Source organism: Flavobacterium riviphilum (genome assembly GCF_055231795.1).
The window spans coordinates 388,196-409,238 of record NZ_JBUYSY010000002.1 but is presented as its reverse complement, the minus strand read 5'-3'; the positions used below and the strand labels follow the sequence as shown (position 1 = coordinate 409,238).

16 protein-coding genes are annotated in these 21,043 nt (G+C 31.8%); 9 read left to right on the top strand and 7 right to left on the bottom strand.

From position 1 onward, the window contains the following. Window positions 1-50: 50 nt before the first annotated feature. The 3 genes from ACZIX2_RS04445 to ACZIX2_RS04435 all read right to left on the bottom strand — a co-directional run bounded on the left by ACZIX2_RS04445 (window position 51) and on the right by ACZIX2_RS04435 (window position 2,543). Window positions 51-530, bottom strand: a complete 480-nt coding sequence (locus tag ACZIX2_RS04445) for an Lrp/AsnC family transcriptional regulator (RefSeq protein WP_463338875.1) — start codon at window positions 528-530, stop codon at window positions 51-53. A 78-nt stretch (window positions 531-608) separates the two neighbouring features. Next, the gene (locus tag ACZIX2_RS04440; protein ID WP_463338874.1) at window positions 609-1,763 is read right to left on the bottom strand and encodes a M14 family metallopeptidase; all 1,155 of its coding nucleotides are present in this window, start codon (window positions 1,761-1,763) and stop codon (window positions 609-611) included. Between the two features lie 225 nt (window positions 1,764-1,988). Then, window positions 1,989-2,543 carry a 1-acyl-sn-glycerol-3-phosphate acyltransferase gene (locus tag ACZIX2_RS04435; protein ID WP_463338873.1) on the bottom strand — a complete coding sequence of 185 codons (555 nt, stop codon included), beginning with the start codon at window positions 2,541-2,543 and terminating at the stop codon, window positions 1,989-1,991. Between the two features lie 66 nt (window positions 2,544-2,609). Between ACZIX2_RS04435 and ACZIX2_RS04430 the strand changes: the two genes are divergently transcribed. The 6 genes from ACZIX2_RS04430 (at window position 2,610) to ACZIX2_RS04405 (ending at window position 8,616) form a co-directional block, all read left to right on the top strand. Beyond that, entirely contained in the window at window positions 2,610-3,269 is a 660-nt protein-coding gene (locus tag ACZIX2_RS04430; RefSeq protein WP_463338872.1) for a spermidine synthase, read from the top strand. Between the two features lie 238 nt (window positions 3,270-3,507). After that, window positions 3,508-4,839 (top strand): tyrosine-type recombinase/integrase, encoded by a 1,332-nt coding sequence (locus ACZIX2_RS04425; protein WP_463338871.1) that lies wholly within the window; start codon window positions 3,508-3,510, stop codon window positions 4,837-4,839. Continuing rightward, on the top strand, window positions 4,799-5,686 hold the full coding sequence (locus ACZIX2_RS04420) for a hypothetical protein (protein ID WP_463338870.1): 888 nt from the start codon (window positions 4,799-4,801) through the stop codon (window positions 5,684-5,686). Before ACZIX2_RS04425 ends, ACZIX2_RS04420 begins: the two co-directional genes overlap by 41 nt. Window positions 5,687-5,766: 80 nt before the next feature. Continuing rightward, window positions 5,767-6,051, top strand: coding sequence for a helix-turn-helix domain-containing protein (locus tag ACZIX2_RS04415; protein ID WP_463338869.1), 285 nt, complete (start codon window positions 5,767-5,769; stop codon window positions 6,049-6,051). A gap of 21 nt (window positions 6,052-6,072) precedes the next feature. Then, a complete protein-coding gene (locus ACZIX2_RS04410; protein ID WP_139363434.1) occupies window positions 6,073-6,363 on the top strand; it encodes a hypothetical protein in 291 nt (96 codons plus the stop codon). 51 nt (window positions 6,364-6,414) lie between these two features. Continuing rightward, the gene (locus tag ACZIX2_RS04405; RefSeq protein ID WP_463338868.1) at window positions 6,415-8,616 is read left to right on the top strand and encodes a VapE domain-containing protein; all 2,202 of its coding nucleotides are present in this window, start codon (window positions 6,415-6,417) and stop codon (window positions 8,614-8,616) included. Window positions 8,617-8,928: 312 nt separating this feature from the next. Here the strand turns inward: ACZIX2_RS04405 and ACZIX2_RS04400 are convergent, their stop codons facing one another. From ACZIX2_RS04400 to ACZIX2_RS04390, 3 genes are all read right to left on the bottom strand, one after another. Next, a complete protein-coding gene (locus ACZIX2_RS04400) occupies window positions 8,929-10,893 on the bottom strand; it encodes an ATP-binding protein (RefSeq protein WP_463338867.1) in 1,965 nt (654 codons plus the stop codon). A 92-nt stretch (window positions 10,894-10,985) separates the two neighbouring features. Then, window positions 10,986-11,189 carry a hypothetical protein gene (locus ACZIX2_RS04395; RefSeq protein ID WP_463338866.1) on the bottom strand — a complete coding sequence of 68 codons (204 nt, stop codon included), beginning with the start codon at window positions 11,187-11,189 and terminating at the stop codon, window positions 10,986-10,988. Between the two features lie 349 nt (window positions 11,190-11,538). Next, complete coding sequence (locus ACZIX2_RS04390) at window positions 11,539-12,252, bottom strand: LytR/AlgR family response regulator transcription factor (protein WP_463338865.1); 714 nt, start codon at window positions 12,250-12,252, stop codon at window positions 11,539-11,541. 100 nt (window positions 12,253-12,352) lie between these two features. Here ACZIX2_RS04390 and ACZIX2_RS04385 point away from each other — a divergent pair, with 100 nt between their 5' ends. Then, window positions 12,353-13,009, top strand: coding sequence for a response regulator (locus ACZIX2_RS04385; protein WP_463338864.1), 657 nt, complete (start codon window positions 12,353-12,355; stop codon window positions 13,007-13,009). A gap of 258 nt (window positions 13,010-13,267) precedes the next feature. Here ACZIX2_RS04385 and ACZIX2_RS04380 read toward each other — a convergent pair whose 3' ends face one another. Continuing rightward, entirely contained in the window at window positions 13,268-13,363 is a 96-nt protein-coding gene (locus tag ACZIX2_RS04380; protein ID WP_463338960.1) for an IS3 family transposase, read from the bottom strand. A 488-nt stretch (window positions 13,364-13,851) separates the two neighbouring features. Here ACZIX2_RS04380 and ACZIX2_RS04375 point away from each other — a divergent pair, with 488 nt between their 5' ends. Continuing rightward, entirely contained in the window at window positions 13,852-14,277 is a 426-nt protein-coding gene (locus tag ACZIX2_RS04375; protein WP_463338863.1) for a T9SS type A sorting domain-containing protein, read from the top strand. A 2-nt stretch (window positions 14,278-14,279) separates the two neighbouring features. Next, window positions 14,280-21,041 (top strand): RHS repeat-associated core domain-containing protein, encoded by a 6,762-nt coding sequence (locus ACZIX2_RS04370; protein ID WP_463338862.1) that lies wholly within the window; start codon window positions 14,280-14,282, stop codon window positions 21,039-21,041. Window positions 21,042-21,043: the final 2 nt, after the last annotated feature.

The window sequence follows — 21,043 nt, the reverse complement described above, 5'->3', positions numbered from 1 at the left end:
CCCAAGAAAACTTGAGGTTATATATATACAGTAATATAGCAATCAAGTGACTACAATTCTTTGAAAATAGTATGCATCAAACGCTTTTTATCGTTGATACTTTCTTCCAATGAAATCATTGTTTCGGTTCTGTAAACCCCATCAATATCATCAATCATAAAAATTACGTCTTTTGCATGTTTGGTATCACGTGCTCTAATTTTACAAAAGATATTGAATTTACCAGTAGTAACAGAAGCTACGGTAACAAATGGAATTTCATTAATTCTTTCCAAAACAAATTTAGTTTGAGAAGTATTATTTAAAAATACCCCAACATAGGCAATAAAAGAATATCCTAATTTATCGTAATCAAGAACCAAAGAGGAACCCATAATAATACCAGCATCTTCCATTTTTTTTACTCTAACATGGACAGTACCTGCGGAAATCAATAATTTTTTAGCGATATCCGTAAAAGGCACTCTAGTATTATCAATTAACATATCTAAAATCTGATGATCTACCTCATCTAAACGAAATTTACTCATAACTCTTAAATTAATAATTATTGTATAAGGACAGAAAGCATGCAAATATATAAAAAAACCAATATTTTTATAAAAAATCTAAACTTTCATCACTCCATTTGCAAAAACAACATCATTGTTTATTGAAAAATTAGCTATTTGATCAATTTTTGGCACATTTTCATTTCCATCATAATAAAAAGCTGATTTTGCATCAATCTCGAAGTGAGCAAAATTTGAATCTAAATCTTCTATAGCGGCAATATATGCTATAAACTCCACTCTTCCTTCTACTAATTGCTCTTTAAATTGTAATGCAAATTTCGTCAAAATTTCATTACCATCATAATTTATTTTAATATTTTTCACTATAAAATCATAAAAACTGATTTTATTTTGAGGAATATTCAAATATTGGTCAATTTTATTAACAACTATATCGTTTTCGATAATCGCCTTACAACTAGCAAGTAGCGCTAAAAAAATATACTTACGTGTTTCCTCTCTTTCGTAATCATTTGGATAATGACCCGCTTCAAACAAAATAGTTGGCACACCCAAAGATTGAATAGTATCTCCTATACAATTTATATTAAAGGAATCATCAAAACGCCCTACATGACCTGGAATGTAGTTTTGCAAAACCGTATTCATCGCAGCTATCACATTTATTGCTTTTAAACGTGTCGAATTTATTTCACGCTCTTCATTATAAGAGGGTGCCAAAAAAGAAACAGTCGCAGATTTTCCAGTATCAGCTACTCCAAAAATAGTCCTTTGATCATGCAAATTATAACAATAATCAGGCTGAAACGCCTCGAATACTTTTCGCAACAACTTACTTTCAGGTTGCGTAAGCGTTTGAGAATCTCTGTTCAAATCCACTTTCATTGCATTTTCACGAGTATACAATACCGCTCCATCTGGATTAAGAATTGGAATAACCAAAAGTGTGAAGTTATTCAAAAACTCCTGAGCTAAGTCCAAATCACTGTTTAAGAAGTTTAAAAAATCTATAACCGCTTTTGTAGTCGTACTTTCATTACCATGCATTTGAGACCACCAAAAAAGCTTAATTTTTCCAGTCCCCACCTGAAAAGAATATATCGACCGCCCTTGAACCGATGTACCAATTTCTATTAAATTGTTATTTTTATTTAATCGATTCAATACCGGAAGTAGATCTTCTAACGTAACATACCTCCCTCTAATCGATTCCTCTTTAAATTGATAATAAATATCTAGTGCTTCCATATTTATATTTAAGTTTTGGCAAAAGTACAGAAGTTATACCATCAGAAAGACTAAAAAAACTGTAATCAATATCTAATGGTATCAAAAAAATGACTCCAGATTGATGTTGCCTTATGTGAAAATTGCTGGATTTATTAGCTGAAACAGCAGTACAATAAATAGATGGCTAAAATTTCAAAAAAAAAGCCATCCCAATATCAACTAAACACATTGAATGCTACTTGCTCAATCCCAATTAAAACCATTTTCCGGAATTTTTCCCTTGACTCCTATAAAATGATTCTTAAGTATTGAAAGATCGTGATCAAAATCACCAGTTGGCTGGTAGGGTAAACCAATTTTCACCTCCTTTTTTCCAAAATCGAATGCTACTGGAACTATTGGCACATCGGCTTTTAATGCTATATAATAAAAACCTGTTTTAAGTTGTTTTACATTTTTGCGAGTACCCTCGGGCGCAACTGCTAAACGAAAAACTTCTCTCCTGTTAAAAATTGCTGCAATTGCATCTACTTTATTTAATCCTCCAGTTCTATCAAGCGGTTCCCCTCCCATATAACGGAAGTAATAGTTAAATGGAAAAGAAAATAATTCTTTTTTTGCCACAAAATTCATTTCCAAACCCGTAATTCCTCGAGTGAAAACTCCCAAATAAAAATCATGATTACTTGTATGAGGCATCACCATCATGACACATTTCTTTAGTTCTTCTTCTATAGAACCAACTATTTTCCACCTCATAAGGTTAAAGAAAACCCACTTGTACAACTTCTTTTTCATGAATATTATATAATCTAATGTCAAATTAAAACAATAAAACGCTATTTTTGAAAAAAAGCTACAAAAATGCTAAAAAAACTTTTTAGTTACTTCTATCCTATCACCATATTCAACACCAAATCAAACATTAATAAATCTATTGAAATAACATGGGATAATGGAGAATTGGTAATGAACACCGAAAACACCAATTATTCTTATGGCAGTTTACAACGTATTTTAAAAATTGGTTTAAAAAAAATCGGTTACTCTACTGTTCATTCAATGAACAATATATTGGTTTTAGGTGTTGCCGGTGGGAGCGTTATTAAAACTTTAGTTGACGAAATCAAATATAAAGGTACTATAATTGGCGTAGATATTGATCCAGAAATCATTTCTATTGCTAATTCTTATTTTCATTTAAACAAAGTACCCAATTTAACAATAGAGATTCAAGACGCTTTTGAATTTGTACTGAAAAGTAGTAGAACTTTTGATTTAATTATAATTGACATTTTTCAGGATACTAAAATGCCTTCATTCCTTTTTGATGCTTACTTTATTAAACAATGCTTACGAATTTTAGAATCTAAAGGCTACATTCTTTTCAATACCATGTTGTTAAATCAGGAAGACAACCTTAGAAATCAAAAATTTATAAAAGAATGTAAAAAGTTGAAATACAACACTCAATCTTTTCCTAGAATAGAAAAACACAACGAATTAATTCTAATTCAAAAATAAAAAACTCCAAAATCAAAGACTTTGGAGTTTCTTGGTGGGCGATGAGGAAACAGAACTTTCTTAATTTGTAAGAAATTGAATTTTCATAAAAACAGGCGTAAAGTCAATAATACTAGAGCTTTTGTGGTTTTTATACTTACAGAAAAATTAGGTTAAATTCGGATTGATTAGAATGAATCAGTATTTTTTCGGGATTATTTCGGGATTTTTATTATATTCGTTTTCTAAAATATCGGGTATGAACCTAAAATTTTTTATCAAAAAAACTAAATCTGCCACCTCGAATATCTATGTTCGCTTTTGGGATAGTAACAGAATTGACCAAACCGCAGGTACCAAACTAAATGTTCAGTTTGAACATTGGAACAAAGTTAAACAAGAAGTTAAGAATGTTGCCAGTATAACTAATAGGGATTTTACAAATAGTAAATTACGCAACCTAAAAACATTTATTTTGGATCAATACAATATTGATTCGAATTCAAAAGTAAGTATTCAAAATACATGGTTAAAATCGCAAATCAATATTTTCTTCGGTAGGGTTAATAGCGACGAATCCCACAAAGTTTATTTTGTGTCTTGGATAGAGAAATTTATTGCTGATTGTCCTAATAAAGCAACACCTCCTTCAGAAAGTACAATTATAAAATTCAATAGAGTTAAAAACAAGCTTTCCGATTATCAAACCCACTTTGATGTAAAGCTTCGTTTTCAAGATATTGATTTGAAATTTTATGAGAGTTTCCTTTTCTATTGCCAAAAAATAGAAATGCTCAACAACAATACGGTTGGCGGGTTTATCACGATTATTAAAAATTGGTGCAGTAAAATTGAAATTGAAGGATTACCGATAAGTCCACAATACAAACACAGCGATTTTAAAGCGCTGTCCAACAAAACTAAAGATGTTTATCTTACCGAGGATGAAATTGATGCTGTCTTTAATCATAATTTTGAAGGGTCAGAACGATTGGACAAAACAAGGGACAATTTCATTATAGGGTTGCGTACAGGCTTGAGAATTTCAGATTTTATGAAGTTAAAACAACTCAATATTGTAGGCGATTATATAGAAATTGAAACTAGTAAAACCGAACATCCAGTAGTTATTCCGATGCACAGCCAAGTAAAAGCCATTTTACAAAAAAGAAACGGCAAACTACCTCCTGTAATTTCCGACCAAAAATTTAATGAATATGTAAAAGAAGTTTGTAAAACTATTGGCTTTGCAGAAATGGTGGATGGCGCAAAAATGGTCAACAAAAAAGACGAAAAAGATTTTTTTGGTGACAGCAAAGTCAAAATAAAAAGTACAATGCGCAAAGAGTTTGGTACGTTTCCAAAGCATGAATTAATCACTTCTCACACTTGTAGACGTTCCTTTGCTAGTAATCTTTATGGGAAATTAGATAATCCCACGATAATGGCCATCACAGGTCACAAAACCGAGACTATGTTTCTGAAATATATCAAAATCACACCTCGTGAACATGCTGAAAAACTCAAAGAGCATTGGCAAAAAATGGAAATTGAAAAACAAGCTAAAAGGAACGATTCTCAAAATGATTGATCAATATAAATACATCAGTAAACCATATAATTTAGAGGAATTAGTATCGGGGAATCCTATTTTTAAAGTGTATTATGATTTTTTCTATAACTTTTATGAATGGCAACAAAAACAAGATTTAGATGTTATAGACTATACCGATAGGCAACATCTTGAATTGCTCTTCAATGAATTCTTACATGCAATTTCATTGTTTTTGTACGATAAAATAACCTTTAAAGAAACTCTTAAGGCATTAAAATCAAAAGCAGAAGAAATTGAAATGTTTGGATTTATGTTGGAATGTCTTCCCTTCATTTTAGAAGAATATCCATTTTTATATGAGGAATCCTTAATGGATAAAATTAGAGACTACTTTAGCAAATCCTATAACGCCGAAAGCATAATTCCTATAAGCGAGGAAGATAATAACAGTCTTTCTTTAGTTGTGAGTCAATTTCTCAATGAAATTAAAAAGGCACTTACAAAGGAACATATTTTTGACTTGACTCTTTTTTTCGATAAACCAATCAGTAATGGTTTGAAAGAATTCTTTAGTGAATTCAATCCAAATTCTAAAAGAATAAAGAATCAAAACAGTTTAGCATGCGACTTATTTCCAACCGAAACACAGAAGGGGTTAGATGCTTCACAAAAGGTATTACTGATTGAAGAACTCATTAGAAGTGATAAATGGGGAAATGCGACCGAAAGAAAAAAAGCAGAAATCTTAGCCCTAATTATAGATAGAAATTCAGATAATATTAGACGAATTTTATCCGAAACGAATAAGCCTTTATCAAATACTTCTCAGAAATTCAAAGACGATTTGCTGAAAGCACAAAACATAATTAAACTTTTGGGGTAGCCTTTGGGGTATACCCCACAGTTTAAAAAACATATACCTAGATTAAGTTTGTCATAACTAATTTTTTAAAAATAATAATTATGACAACAGTTCTTCAATTAGAAAACACCAATGCGCTAGAGTTTAAAACTGAAATTTTAGAAGGCATTAAAGTCTATCTCAACGACTTTGTAGCTACTTTACAGCCCGAAACCGACCAACTCCTAACTAGAGAACAAACAGCAAAAATGCTTTCTGTTTCTTTGGTAACTCTTTGGGATTGGACACGCAAAGACATCATTCCTGCATATCGAATTGGAAACAAAATTCGGTATAAAAAAAGCGAGGTTTTAAAATCCTTAAATCAAAAAAACCGATTTGATTAATCAAAAATCAAGCTATAAGAAATGATGAAAACGCTATACTACATCAGAAACAAAAAGGAACTACAAGAGCTGTACTTGAGTCAGATACCTGAATCACATATTAGAGCAGAGATGAACGAAATTCTCAAGCAAACTCGAGCTTCAATTCCGTTAGGAATGAGAACAAACCTCAAAAATATAACTACTAAAGAAGCAATCATATTTATAGAACAAAATGGAACCCCAGATGGTTATGTTTTATCAGACGAGTTGCAACTAAAACTCAAAGAATATAAGGAATCGTTGCGCAATAGAAAAAACGAAGGAAACTAGTTAGGAAAACAGCATCACAACTAAAATTGTGATGCTTTAAATCAATTATCTATGAATGTTACATCAGCAACCAAAGAAGCCATATTGAACCAAACAACTCCTGAGGAAATTTATAGGAAGTTCTTAAATCTTACCGATTTTCCAAAGGGGAACATTTCAAGTCCTTACACAAAGGATGCTCATCCTTCTTTTAAAGTATACAAAAACGGAAGCTTCAAATGTTTTAGTTCAGCCCATCAAGGAGATGTTTTTCAATTGGTGGCCGACCTAGAAAAATTAGATTGTAAAACCCAATTTCATGAAGTTTTAAACTGCATTGCTTCGGAAATGAATATTATTTTAGACGATGACACGCCATACAAAAGTGTTGCAAAAAGAAATCAAAATTTTGCAAAGGTTTTGCAAGAACCGTTGCAAACACCATTGCAACAAAATGTAAAAACCGTTGCAAAGGAAAAAGGAGGAGCAACATTAACAGTAGAAAAACGAAATTTTACAGCTTTAGACTTGGCGTATTGGAACCAATTAGGCGTTAAGCAGGAGATTCTAGAAAAATTTCAATTGCATTCCATTTCAAGTTATACGTGGACTGGCAAAAAGCCAATGTATACCAAAAAAGAAAGTGTGGCTTTTGCTATTGAACTCCATGGAAATTTCAAGCTCTACATCCCCAATCAAATCGAAGTTGGAGTAAAGAAAAATGTATTGCCCCCTTTCCCAAATGGTATTTTTGGTTTGACACAATTGGGTGCCGAAACAAAGCAAGACATTATAATTTGTGCAGGCGAAAAAGACACCATTGTTGCTCATTCACGTGGATTTCATACGGTCACTTTTGGGAGTGAATCCATTTATCCTAAAGAGGAGCAAATAATAAAACTCCAAGCACTTTGCAAAAATCTGTTTATTTGTTACGACAAAGATGCTACAGGAGAAAAAGGCAGCCAAACCATGGTGCAACGTTTTCCAAAGATTATTCCAATTGCCTTACCACCCAACGACAACATTAAAGGATATGATCTCACCGATTATTTTCAAGACCATTCTTCTGAAGATTTTAGAAAACTGATGGACTTAGCCCTGAAAAACAAAACCGAAGTGATTCCTGAAAATGATTTGACTACCATTTTTCATGTCGCTGAAAAATACCTCAAAGAACACTATGATTTCAGAAACAATATTATTTCCCTCGAAATTGAGTGTAGCCCAAAAGGGCAAAACGAATGGACTTCCTGCAATGAAAATTCACTTTGGCTAGAAATACAAAAGAAAAGCATCAAAATCCCTATTAACTCTTTGATTGCTATTTTGAAAAGTGATTTTGTTCCGAACTATAACCCACTAATCAATTACTTCGCGAGTTTACCCCACTGGAATCAGAAAACGGATTTTATCAAACAATTTTCCGAATACATTCAACTCGAACAGGGAGAAGACAAAGAACAATTTGAGTATCACTTTAAAAAATGGTGCGTGCGTGCTGTAAAATGCGCTACTATTGATAATTATTTCAACAAGCAAGCCTTTGTGCTAACCGATGATGGGAATGGGCAAAATATAGGTAAAAGTTCGTGGTGCAGGTTTCTTTGCCCAAGCGAACTTTCCAACTATTTAGCCGAAGACATGAGCGATGACAAAGACGCACGTATCTTGCTTTGCAAAAACTTTTTAATCAACCTTGACGAATTGGCTGCTTTATCCCGAAAGGAAATAAATCAGTTGAAATCCTATTTTAGCAAGGCGCAAATCAATGAACGTTTGCCCTATGATAGAAAAAATTCCATTATTCAAAGAGTGGCCAGTTTTATCGGTTCTACCAATATGACTACTTTTTTGCAGGACGAAACTGGCTCGGTTCGTTGGTTGTGTTTTATTGTAAAGTCCATCAATTGGAAGTATAAAAGTGAATTCGTGATTGATAATTTGTGGGCACAGGCTTATGCTCTTTCTAAAGACAACACCTTTGACGAAACCTTGAGCATCGAAGACATCCGTCAAAATGAATTGCGAAATGAAAAATTCCAAATTATTTCCCCTGAGAAAGATTTGATTCACAAGTACTTTGAAATCCCAACAAAAATAGAACAGGCAGAATTCCTCACCTCCACCGAAATGTTACACCATATCAATTTATATACGGCTGGCATCAGGCTTTCGAACGTGGGAATCGGAAAAGCCTTAAAAAGCATTGGCTTTAAAAGAGAAAAACGCAACCAAGTCTACGGATATTGGGTAATCAAGAAAACGATTTGACAAATAATTTCCAGTAAAAACAAAAAATCACTACAAAAACTCTTTTCTACTTACCCATCTTACCTAATCTTTGTAAAGCCCTATAATCATTAACCCTAACATGGGTAACTTATAACTTTTTCTTCTTACCCAATCTTACCCTTTCTTTCCTTAATAAAAAAATGAAGTGGGTAAGATTTATTTATTTCTATTTATTTAATTATATAAAAAATAAATTATGAGAAAGGAATGTTTTATGTTTTTTGGAAATTATATATCGTGATGTAATTATTGTAATTGACTGTTTGATACTTTAGCATAGTTGACGATTTTTTAAAAGACAACTTCTATTGTTACCCCTTTTCCTATTTCTGACGTCACTTTTAAGTCACCTTTTAACATCTTTGTTCTTTCTGTTATGTTTTTCAATCCAAAACCATATTTTACTTTTTCAGTAATAAAGCCAATTCCGTTATCCCAAATACGAATAGTTATTTTGTCTTTTGTTTTCAATAGCATTATGTAGCATTTGTCTGCATTTGAGTGTTTGTTTATATTTTGTATCGCTTCTTGTATTATACGATAAATATGTACTTTGCCATCACTTGAAACAGATGACCAGTCAATGTACTTATCTATTGATACATCGAACTTTGTATTGTATTGGTTTTGTTGGGATTCTACTAAAATTGCTATAATATCGGCTATGTTTTTATCTTCAAAAAGCAAGTTTTGAGTCAAATCATGAGAAACTCTTCTGATTTCATTTTCTGTTTTTTCAAGCTCTTTTACTAATTGCTCTTTTTTATCTAATTGGGTTGAATCTAATTGGATTAAATTAAACCGAGTAGTAAATACACTATTTACGATGCCATCGTGTAATTCCATTGCTATTCGATTTCTTTCTTCTTCGCGGGCTTTTTCAGTTTCCAATTGTTGCTTTAGCATCAATTGATATATTTTTTCGTTAGCCTCTTGTTGATCCTTAATAAAAAGCAACTCCTTGTTCTTTGATTTAAGTCTATAAATTAGAAAAATAGCAACGAAAAAAACAGCAAACACTATTGATAAAATAAGTACATATGTATTCTGTTTTACTAATAATTGATTTTCAACTTCTATCTGATCGGTTTCGTATGCAATTCTAGCAAATTTGTTCCTTGTAATTCTCTCCACATTTTGGATGCTGTCACTTACATTAAAGAATATATTTGAATAGTAGGATTTGTTTTTGGAGTCATTCTCCATTAATAATTTTAAAGATTGAATTGTATATTGACTGCTTTTTATTTTTTGAGATAACTTAAAACCATCTTTTAGATAAGCTAATGCTTTACTAGTATCCTTTTCAAAAAGATAATATTCACCTAAATTGATTTTACTTGAGACACTTCCTAAAGCAAAATTAAGACTATCACTTATTTTTAAAGATTCTAACAGGTTTTTTTTTATCCCATTATGGTTTCCTGTTTTCAATTTTGAATAACCAAGATTATCCAGTAACATTGCATATGATTTAGGATAAAGTTGTTTTATATTTTTTATAAGTAAACCTCGTTCGTAATAGAGAATTGCTTCTTGAAATTTTTTTTGCTTTTCATAGACTCTACCAATGTTATTGAAACATGATATTCTAGATTTCTCAATTTTCTCTTTAGGATAATTTTCTCTTTCCAATTTTTCCAATTGCTTTAAAGCAAAGTCAAAATATTTTAAAGATTCTTTGCAGTTATTTAACTCTTTTAATGAGATACCTATTAAATTATAACATTCATAAACTAATCTTGTGTTGTTGCCTTTTGATAAAATTCGTAATGCACCTATCGCTTCTATTTCGCTTTCTGAAAAAATACCTGCATCTAACAAAACACCTGCTTTATATAATTTTGTTTTGCCCGAATTCGTAGAATCTTTAATTTGATTATATGCTCTTTCGGATTTAGAATAGTAACTAAAAGCACTATCTAATTGTGAAATTGCTTCATAATAATCTCCTAAATAATACAATGATTTAGCTATATGTATAGTATCTTTTTTTTTGCTTGCTAATTCATAAACTTTCTTTGTTGTTTTAAGATAATCATCAAGAGAATTAAGTTCATAATAACTAACGGCAATTTTAAAATATAAATTCCTTGTTACAGAATCGTTTTCTTGCTCCATCAATTTTAAGCAGAAATTATCCAAATAATTTTTACCAACGGTACCTTTCAAAGGCTGGATTTCCATTTTTTTTTGACAAGAAACAATCAATATTAATATAGAATATAGTAAAACGGTCTGTACTTTCGTTTTCAATTTTCCAAAAATTTATAAATCTCATCAAAAATAAAAATAAAAATCCAGACAATTTATGTTAAAAAATAATTGTCTGGATTATTAAATTACTTTCAGGTCTTGGCTTTATCCTTATCATCAACCCCGTCCATAAATTGGGGTGTAACAACAGGGATGGTATCAGAAGTAGGTAAGGTTGAAATTTGATTTAGATTTCTTAAATTTTCATTATTGGAATTATCAACACTGTCTAAAGTACAAGATGACATTAAAATAACGGCCGTTAAACAGCCTATAGCAATTATTAGTTTTTTCATTAAAAAATGTTTTAAAAAATTAAAGAATATTTTATTGCGGCACTATCCTGAAATGGAATGCTTTTTTAGAAAAGCCGGGAATTGACCGTTCTGAGTTATTGAAGATGACACTGCTTAAAAGCAGACGTTTCCCCATTTTCAATAAATATTTAAGAAGCTTCTGTTGTTTTATAACTGTGGCAAATTAACAGGTAATAAAGTAATGATTATTCAAATTCTACTAGGTAATAGTAAACCTATAGGGTGCAATAGTTTTAGGCAGCATCTAAATGGCAAAACCTAGCATTTGAAATCTTTATTTGAGTAAATTGATTTAATAAAACCTATAACATTGATCTTTTAAAGTGAATTATATATTGATTTTTCTGATTATGGCATCAATATTATCTTTGTAAGTAAGGGAAAATGGCAGAATTTCATTGTAATTTAGGTAGCATTTTGATTTACTGAGATGTATTCGTGAGACATAATTAATGTTAACGATATAACTTTTGTGAATCCTCAAAAAATAGAATGGCAAAGTGTTTTCAAAATGTTTTAACGTTTTATATGCATTCACGGTTTTACCATTATTCAGTTGGATATCAGTAGTATTATTATCTGCTTTTAAGTAGGTTATTTCCTTTAATTCTGCAAATTGATAGTCGCTATAGGATTTGATACAAATAGTTGCAATAGTAGCGGGTGGGTTTCTTTTTTCAAATTTAAAAAGACTTTTCCCTAACTGATGTAAGAGCAATGGTTCTATTATATAATCGGAAAATCCCGATTGAATAGCTTCAAGGGCATATTCTGGAGATGAAGCCAATCCGATAAAATACGGCATTGTTTCAACATATTGGAATAGCTCTTTTATATTTGCGAAAGATAAATTTTCGTCATTTGATTTGATAGGAATTCTTTTCAATACGAGTTGTGGCTTTATTTTTATAATTTGATTTATTGCCATTTGATTATCTTTGACTATTCCTGCACAAAAATAATTAGGAAAATTTTCAAAAAAGTCTAAGGTTCCCTTGATATTATTAGCATCGTCGTCGATAATAAGAAAAGAAAACCGCATGAAATTATACTAAGAATAAAATAAGGGCAAAGCTAACCAAGTACCTATTTCCTATGTTGCTGAAAAACTGCCAATTTTGTTAAAATAAAAAAATATTTGAATGAATTTTTTAGTAGTTGATGACCATCCAATGATTATAGATGGATATATTAAAGCTCTTACAGAGTTTTCGTTAGGACCAATTTCTCCTGCTTTTTCAAAAGCTCATAATTGTGAAGAAGCATATACTATTATATCAAGAAAGTTTTCTTCTAAACAATCATTTGATTTAGCGATCATTGATAAAGGTTTACCCAGTTATCAGGAAAAATCCATTATGTCCGGGAGCGATTTGGCTGCTTTTATTCGAGAAGTGATGCCAAATTGTAAAATCATAATGATTACAGCACACACAGAAATTATCATTTTATATGATATTTACAAGAATGTTAGACCGGATGGGCTTATAATAAAAAATGATATTACTCCTGATAAATTACAAAAGGCAGTTATGGAAATTATAAAAGGCAATTCATACCAAAGCAATACAGTGAAAAACTGTATTAATGAAATATGGAAAAAGGAATTAATGATTGAAGACTATAATCGTCAAATTTTATTCTATCTATCGAAGGGTTTTAAAATAAAAGAATTAGAAGGGATTATTTGTTTGACAACTAGTGCTATCCAAAAACGCATAATCAAAATGAAAAATGTCTTTGAGGTTACGGATAATTCTGGTTTAGTAAAAGAAGCTATTAAACAGGGGTTTATTTAATATCATTGCTAATACATAAACATATTTACTCATAATCAACTTTTTTGTTTAAGGTTGCTTTCTTCGTTTTTGCAATTCAATTCTTCTTTATTTGTTGGAAACAGACATTGATCTATATATGTATTAGTGGATATGAAAATTACAGTTTAAGTTAAACGATATTTTTGTAAACTCTGTTTTGATTATGAAATTCTTCAATTGTATTGTATTGTAATTCAAAACAATTTATCAACTTTTTTTGTTGTGCCATATTTCGATTTATTCGAAGATTTTCAGTTTCATTTGTTGTTCTGTTACGAATTCCTTTCTATAGAATAAGTTGGTTTTTAATGATTTAAAAAAGCTTACTGTCACTGTATTTTCCAACAGTTGCTTTTCTATTTGTACTTCGGATTATTCCATAGGATTGTATTTTATTGGGAAATTTTTGATTGGCGTATTAACTCTTTTATAATAATGAAAGATTAATCTTTTTTGAACTGTTCGATTCTAAACTACCATTTTCAAAGTAGTTAAATAAGTTTCTTTGGTACTCATCCTATCACTTGAACTCCAAGTAGTTTTTTTATGTCATATAAATCGATAATTGTTGTGAGAAATAAAAAAAAACATGGAAGTGCTGAAATTATAACTGAAGATTTAAGATTAACAGAGCGATTGTTTTATCGGTTTCGTGACATTTTTAGGAGATAATCAATCTATTCAAAGACATGTTCATCCAATCCAAAAAAACAGCATGAATATAAATTAAAATTTTAACATTATATGTAGTTTTTCTACACTTCTTTTATATACTAGGGTTTTATATTTGGTCGTATTTTTTTTACCAAAATAAACTTAAAATGAAAAAAAATTATACCCTTTTATTCTTTTTGTTTTCTCTATTTGCCTGTGCTCAAGGGAAACTAGTATTTAACTACGATAATGCAGGTAATCAGGTCTTACGAACATTTTGTATTAACTGCGTAAGCAAGAATTCTAATGATACAAAAGAATCAATACCAGAGGATGTTCAGAGTTTGGATGACATATCTTATTTTCCAAATCCAGTACTTCAAGAGCTTAATTTGTCTTGGGAATTAAAAGAAGAGAAAAGGGTAGCTGAAATTCAGTTGTTTAGTTTATCAGGAGCGCAATTAAAAAATCTTTCTGTGGGTAATAATAATCAAGTTGTGATTGCATTTGATTCTTATCCTTCTGGAGTTTATATGGTGTATATTGTTTATAACACAGGTGAGCAAAAAACAATTAAAATTATTAAAAAATAGTAATGAAAAAAAACTACTTATTTGCAATTTTATTCTTAGTAACTATAGTTAGTCATAGCCAAGATTTTGGAGGTGTACCAGTAACTAATGCAAAACGTATTCTAAGAGTTGAAACCAATGAAGGAGATACGAAGACATTATTTGATAAAGAATCTATTAATTCTAAAACACTATCTACTACCGCTGTTAGTCCAACTGGTAACTCAAGTGAAGTGGGTGTTACTGAAGGCGAGTTGTCTGTTTCACTTTCAGGAGGAGCAAATTATTCAATTCCAATTTCAGTGCCCCCTGGAATAAACGGTATAGTACCGCAGTTAAGTTTGTTATACAGTAGTCAAAGTCCTAACGGTATGGCAGGTTATGGTTGGAATGTTTCTGGAGTTTCAGCGATTACTAGAATACCCTCAACGAAATTTCATGATGACATCATTGATCCTGTAGATTTTGATACTATGGATCGCTTTGCTTTAGATGGACAACGTTTAATAGTTAAGAATAATGGTAGTTATGGTGGAAATGGCACTGTTTACGAAACAGAGAACTTTTCAAACATCAAAATCACATCCTATGGTGTACACCCAAGTGGTGCTAATTATGGTCCGCAATATTTTATTGTTGAGTATCCAGATGGTTCCAAAGCTTACTATGGTGTGAACCATAACCAACGTTCTTTAATGGAATGGGGAATTACTTCTTGGGAAAACCCGCAAGGTGTACAGATTGTATATGAATACCTAGATGCTATAGCGCCATTGATAATTAGCAATATTTATTATGGAGGTGTGACAAATCAATCGGGGATGAATAGAATTAATTTTGTTTATGAAGCAAGGAATAGAGCCGAACAGGCATTTGTTGGTGGACAAAGTTTTACTAATAATAGAATTTTGAAAAAAATTCAGGTTATAGGCAATGGTATTGGTTTTAGAAATTACATACTAAGTCATGATGTTAGTTCTTTGGGGTATCAGCGATTGACCAGTGTAACTGAAGCAAGTGGAGATAACACAAAGAGTTACAATCCAACAGTGTTCAGTTATGAAAATACCCCAGAATCTTTAAGTTATAAAAGTGTAACTTCAAGTCTAAGTGTTGGTAATATTTCTTTGCAAAACGCAGCTACTGTTTCAGGTGATTTTGATGGTGATGGTAGAATGGATTTTTTGGTTTATCCCACAACAGGTGCTCAAAGTAAAGCCAAATATTGGTTGTTTAATGATGTGACTTCTGGAACCAATCTAAATTTGGGCTGGGAACATACAGTAGGGAGGTTTGATGATATTTTTCCTGTGACTTGGTTAAATTGGGATAATAAATTTATGCCTTTTCAAGGATGGACAGTTATTAAATTAGATTCCTCAACAAATAATACTTCTTTTACAACCTATTCAGCAGGATTCTCAAGTCCAATATATTTTCAAAACGAAAAATCATATCAATTCCCAAAGTTTATTTATTATGATAATTACAACTGTGACGGAACTGATCCTGTAATACAAAAAATAAGTACTACTACGAAAATTGCAGCATCTAATGAAAGTTTACCTCCGCAGCAAGTAGAGTTAGATATTCCTAAAGTTTATCTGAATGGTGATTTTAATGGAGATGGACTAACTGACGCTGTGGTCGTTGAAAAATCAATTTCGTATTATTATCAAGATGGATGTTATGGATATTCAGGTTATAGAAACGGTGGAAGTACTTATTTTGTAAATCTAGACAGAAGAATTACTAGTGATTTTGTTTCGCTGTCAGGATATTTATCAATAACCGATACTAGTAAATATAATGTTGCTGATTTTAACGGTGATGGGAAATCAGATATTTTTGTTTTTGACAATGGAACAGTAAAAGTTTATTCCTATAATAGCTATAATTACTTTGAATTAATTTATCAAAACTCTACCTCTGATACGGATATTAAGTTAGATAAGCCTATTTTAATGGGAGATTATAATGGTGATGGTAAAACTGATTTTATCGTCCCTAAGGCATTTGGATATAATTACGCCTTGTATACTTCTACAGGAAGTTCATTAGTTAAAACAAATCAAAGTTATGCTTTTAACTATCAGCAGAACGCTTCTACGAATACATATCATTTGATAGCAAACGATTTGAATAATGATGGGAAAACAGATATTTTGTACGTTGATTCCTATTTTGATAGAAATGCTAATGTAGGTTCTATTAGAGTTCAGCTTTATAGAAATATGGGAACAACTTTCGTTTCTGATTTTTCTTCATATACTGGTAATAAGGGAACGATAGTTGCAAATCCATTACCTATATTTTTAACATCAGATAAACCAAATCAAAACCTAGAAGTTTCTTTTCTTTCAAATAGTTATATTCATCATTTTCAATCGCTAAAAGATTTTAATATTGATAAATTATTGAAAACCATAACCAATGGAAATGGAGTTACGGAGTCAATAACATATAAACCTTTAAGTGAAAAATCTGATGAAGGATATAACTCTGTTTATGCAAGTGGTTATAACGAACGTTATCCTAATATTGATATTACCATTGCACCAAGTTTTCAAGTTGTTACTAAATTAGAGAAACAGAGTGCTTCTGTTTATAAAAAACAATTGTATTCATATTATGGTGCAGTTTCTAATCTTGAAGGTATGGGCTTTTTAGGCTTTCGTGCTACTATGAAAACCAATTGGCATGATGATAGTTCTACACTTATTTCTAGTATTTCAAAGTATGATGTAAATTTAAGAGGGGCAAATACTGAAAATTATGAAGTGTTGTATTGGAATAGCCCTTCTAGTAATTTTAATCCTAGTAGTTATATTTCAAAATCAGTTTTAACTTACCAGAGCCAGCTGTCGGCGAGTAAAGTGTTTAAAATTCAAAATACGGCTACTGATATTTACAATGGACTTGAAGGTACTAGCAGTTCAAAGACTATATCATATGATGCTTACAATAATCCAACGCAATCCACTTCCTATATCAAAGAAGGTGCTACAGTAAATCAAACTACAATTACCAATATTACATATGATAATCAACCCCTAGGTGGAGTTTACTATATAGGAAGACCGACCACAAAAACACAAAGTGTTTCTGTACCTGGAGATTTAATGACAAGCGAGGAGATTTATAATTACACTAATCATCTTCTGACACAAGTTAAAAAGAAAGGACATAATACAGAATTCCTTACTGAAGATAATATTTATGATACTTATGGGAATATAACTAGAAAAACCATTTCCGGGACGGGTATAAATAGAGTAACCAATTACGAATATGATGCGTCAGGAAGGTTTTTAATTAAAAGTATTGATGTAGAGGGATTAGCTAAAACTTTTAGCTATAACTTGAATAATGGGGTTTTGAATAGCGAGACAAATCCTTACGGATTGACAACTACATATACTTATGATTCTTGGTTTAAAAAAACAAAGACTACAGATTATTTAGGTAAAAGTCTTTCTTATGTGTATTCTAAAAACGCTGAAAAATCAATTATAACTTCCAATGGAGATGATGGAAGTGCGAGTCAAGAGACTTATGATGATTTGGGAAGAAAAATTATCTCATCTATCAAAGATGTAAACAATAACTATTCTTCTGTCTCATATCTTTATGACATCTATGATAGAAATTATAAAGTAAGTGAGCCTTATTTTGGCGCAAGTCCCTCACAATGGAATGAAACTAAGTATGATATTTATGGAAGAGTGATTCAAAATATTTCATTTACAGGGAAAAATACTTCTATTTCGTATTCAGGATTGACCACTTCAGTAAATGATGGGACTAAAACTAAAACAACAATAAAAAATGCTTTAGGTAATGTTGTTAGTATGAGTGATAGTCCGGGCGGAACAATAACTTATACTTATTTTGCCAATGCTAACTTAAAAAACTCAAACTATGAAGGTGTTGTAACCACTATTGAGCAAAATGGTTGGGGAAGAAAAACCAAGCTAATTGATACTTCAGCAGGAACCTATACTTATGATTACAATTTGTTAGGAGAAACAACTAAGGAGACTAGCCCTAATGGCAATACAAACTATGTTCTAGATGCTTTTGGTAAAGTAATTGAAAAAACAATTGTTGGAACTAATACCAATTCTAAGAGTACTTATTCCTATGATCCAAGTTCAAAATTAATCAGTAGCATGCAATTTCAAGACTTATTGGCGGGAACAAGCAGTACCAATTTTTTTGAATATGATGGCTATAAACGATTGATTAAAACGATAGAAACAACACCTTATGCAAGATTTACAAAGGAAGTAACGTATGATGCATTTGGTAGAACTGATAAAGAAACTAGTACTGCTTTAGTGCTTTCTAGTGGTAAATCTAGCGCAAAAACGGTTAAAAACACTTATAAAAATGGCATAGCTTGGCAGATAATTGATGATGCTAATTCTCAAGTTTTGTATCAATTAAATGAAACAAATGCAAGGGGTCAAGTTACAACTGCCGCAATGGGTAATGGTAATATTGCTATTACAAACAGTTACGACAGTTTTGGTTTGCCTTCGCAAATCAAACACGATCGCGTTGGGGTAAGTCCCGGAAACTTAATGCTATTAACTACTGCCTTTGATGCACAAAAAGGGAATTTATCAAGTAGGACGAATAGTTTATTTAATTGGAATGAGAGTTTTCAATATGATAGTTTGGATAGATTGACTTCTTATCCGAATGCTATTGGTGTACAGGTAAATCAATCATATGATGCAAGGGGAAGAATTACAGAAAACCCAATTGGTACTTATGCCTATACAAACACTGAAAAACCCTATCAAAACAATCGTATAGATTTATCAGCAGAGGCTACTGGGAGTTATGATGTAAGGGAAGGTGTTTTTTGCGATAGTTTTGAAGAAAAAAAGGGTTGGGGCGCGATTGATGGAACCGTATTTAGTTATGACACCACAGAAAAACGTGGTGCAGGCGCTACATCCTTTAAGATTGTGAATACGACTTCAAATGAGATAACACGACATGCTGATGTTTGGGTCAAAATTGACAATGCGGTGGCTACAGAGTATACCTATTCGGCGTGGGTGAAATCTGACAATCCGCAGGCAGAATTGTTTCTGTTCATGAAAACAGAGAATGAAACAAATTATTTTACTGTAGTTAGCCAAGAAGTAACAAATGTTAAAAATAGTTGGGTTAAAATTGAAAAAACTGTTTTAGTCCCAGCTTCTATAAAAAAACTCAACATTCGTTTGGATAATAACGGATTTGGAACCGTGTGGTTTGATGATGTCCAAATACGCAAGACTAGCAATGGCAATGTAGTTCCTCCTAAAAAATTGGATATAAAATACAATGCCTTTAAGAGCCCTGTTGAGATCATAGAATCCAATATAGATAAAATAAGTTTTGCATATAATGATGCTAATAGCCGCTCGACGATGTTTTATGGAGGTTTAGAGGAGGATAAATTATTACGCCCTTTGCGCAAATACTATTCTGCTGATGGTACTATGGAAATCAAAGAGAACTTACAATTAGGAACGGTTGAATTTGTGACCTATCTGGGAGGTGATGGCTACACCGCTCCCGTTGTTATAAAAAGTGATGGGGTTACGCAAAATTATTTATATTTACACCGAGATTACCAAGGAACAATACTTGCGATAAGTAATAGTATAGGTCAAGTAGTTGAGAAGCGCTTGTTTGATGCTTGGGGCAATATAATCAAGGTTCAAGACGGAGCAGGAATGACTTTGAACGGGCTAACGGTCTTAGATCGTGGCTATACAGGGCATGAACATTTGCAAAGTGTTGATTTGATTCACATGAACGGTCGTTTGTATGACCCTAAATTGCATCGTTTCTTGCAACCTGATAACTTTGTACAAGAGCCCTTTAATACGCAGAACTACAACAGATATGGGTATGTTTTAAACAATCCTTTAAAATATGTTGACCCGAGTGGGGAGAGTTTTTGGAAGTCGGTAGCTTCAGTTTTTGTGTCAGTTGCTTTTTCTGCCGTAGGAATAGCGGTAGGTATAGCAACTGGTGGGGCAATTGGTTTTATTGGCTATGTCGATTTTAATAGTGGAGATTGGCAAGTTTATGCAGCAGGCTGGGGAACAATTGCAGCTGCACCTGCGGGTGGTTTTGTTAATTTTGGACAAACTGATGGTAAGTTTAGTTTTTATGGTGGAATAAAATCTGCGCCAAAATGGCTAAACGGTGATAATAAACCGAAAACCGATTTAAATGGAGTTGATCAAAATGGACAAGGTACAAATAATGGTACTAAGGGAAATGGTGTAGGTCAAGGAGAGAATGGATCTCCAGCACAACAGGCACAATTAAAAGCAAGAGAGCATCATTCTTTTTTTGGAGCAAACCTACAATTTAATGCTTATCAGTCAGGGGGTAGTGTCTATAATTCAACTTTTTTTGGTACAATTCATACATCACGTAACATATATAATGATTATTTAAAGAACGGCCTAGATTCAAAAGGTGGAATGCTTTTAATGCACGAATATGGTCATTATTTACACGCCCAACAATCTCCATTAAACTTTTATAGTTATGGAATGTGGTCAAGTATGGCTACTGCAACTTCTGCCTCATCATCATCAAATTGGACAGAAATCAGAGCAAATACTATGGCATATTATTACTTTGGACAACCTAATTATAAATACTGGGATCCTAGATTATATCCAATTAATTCAAATTATTTAAGTAAGCAAGAAATTTTTCAGCTTACACATCATTTAAAGCCCTTTAATCGTTTTAAACCTTAATT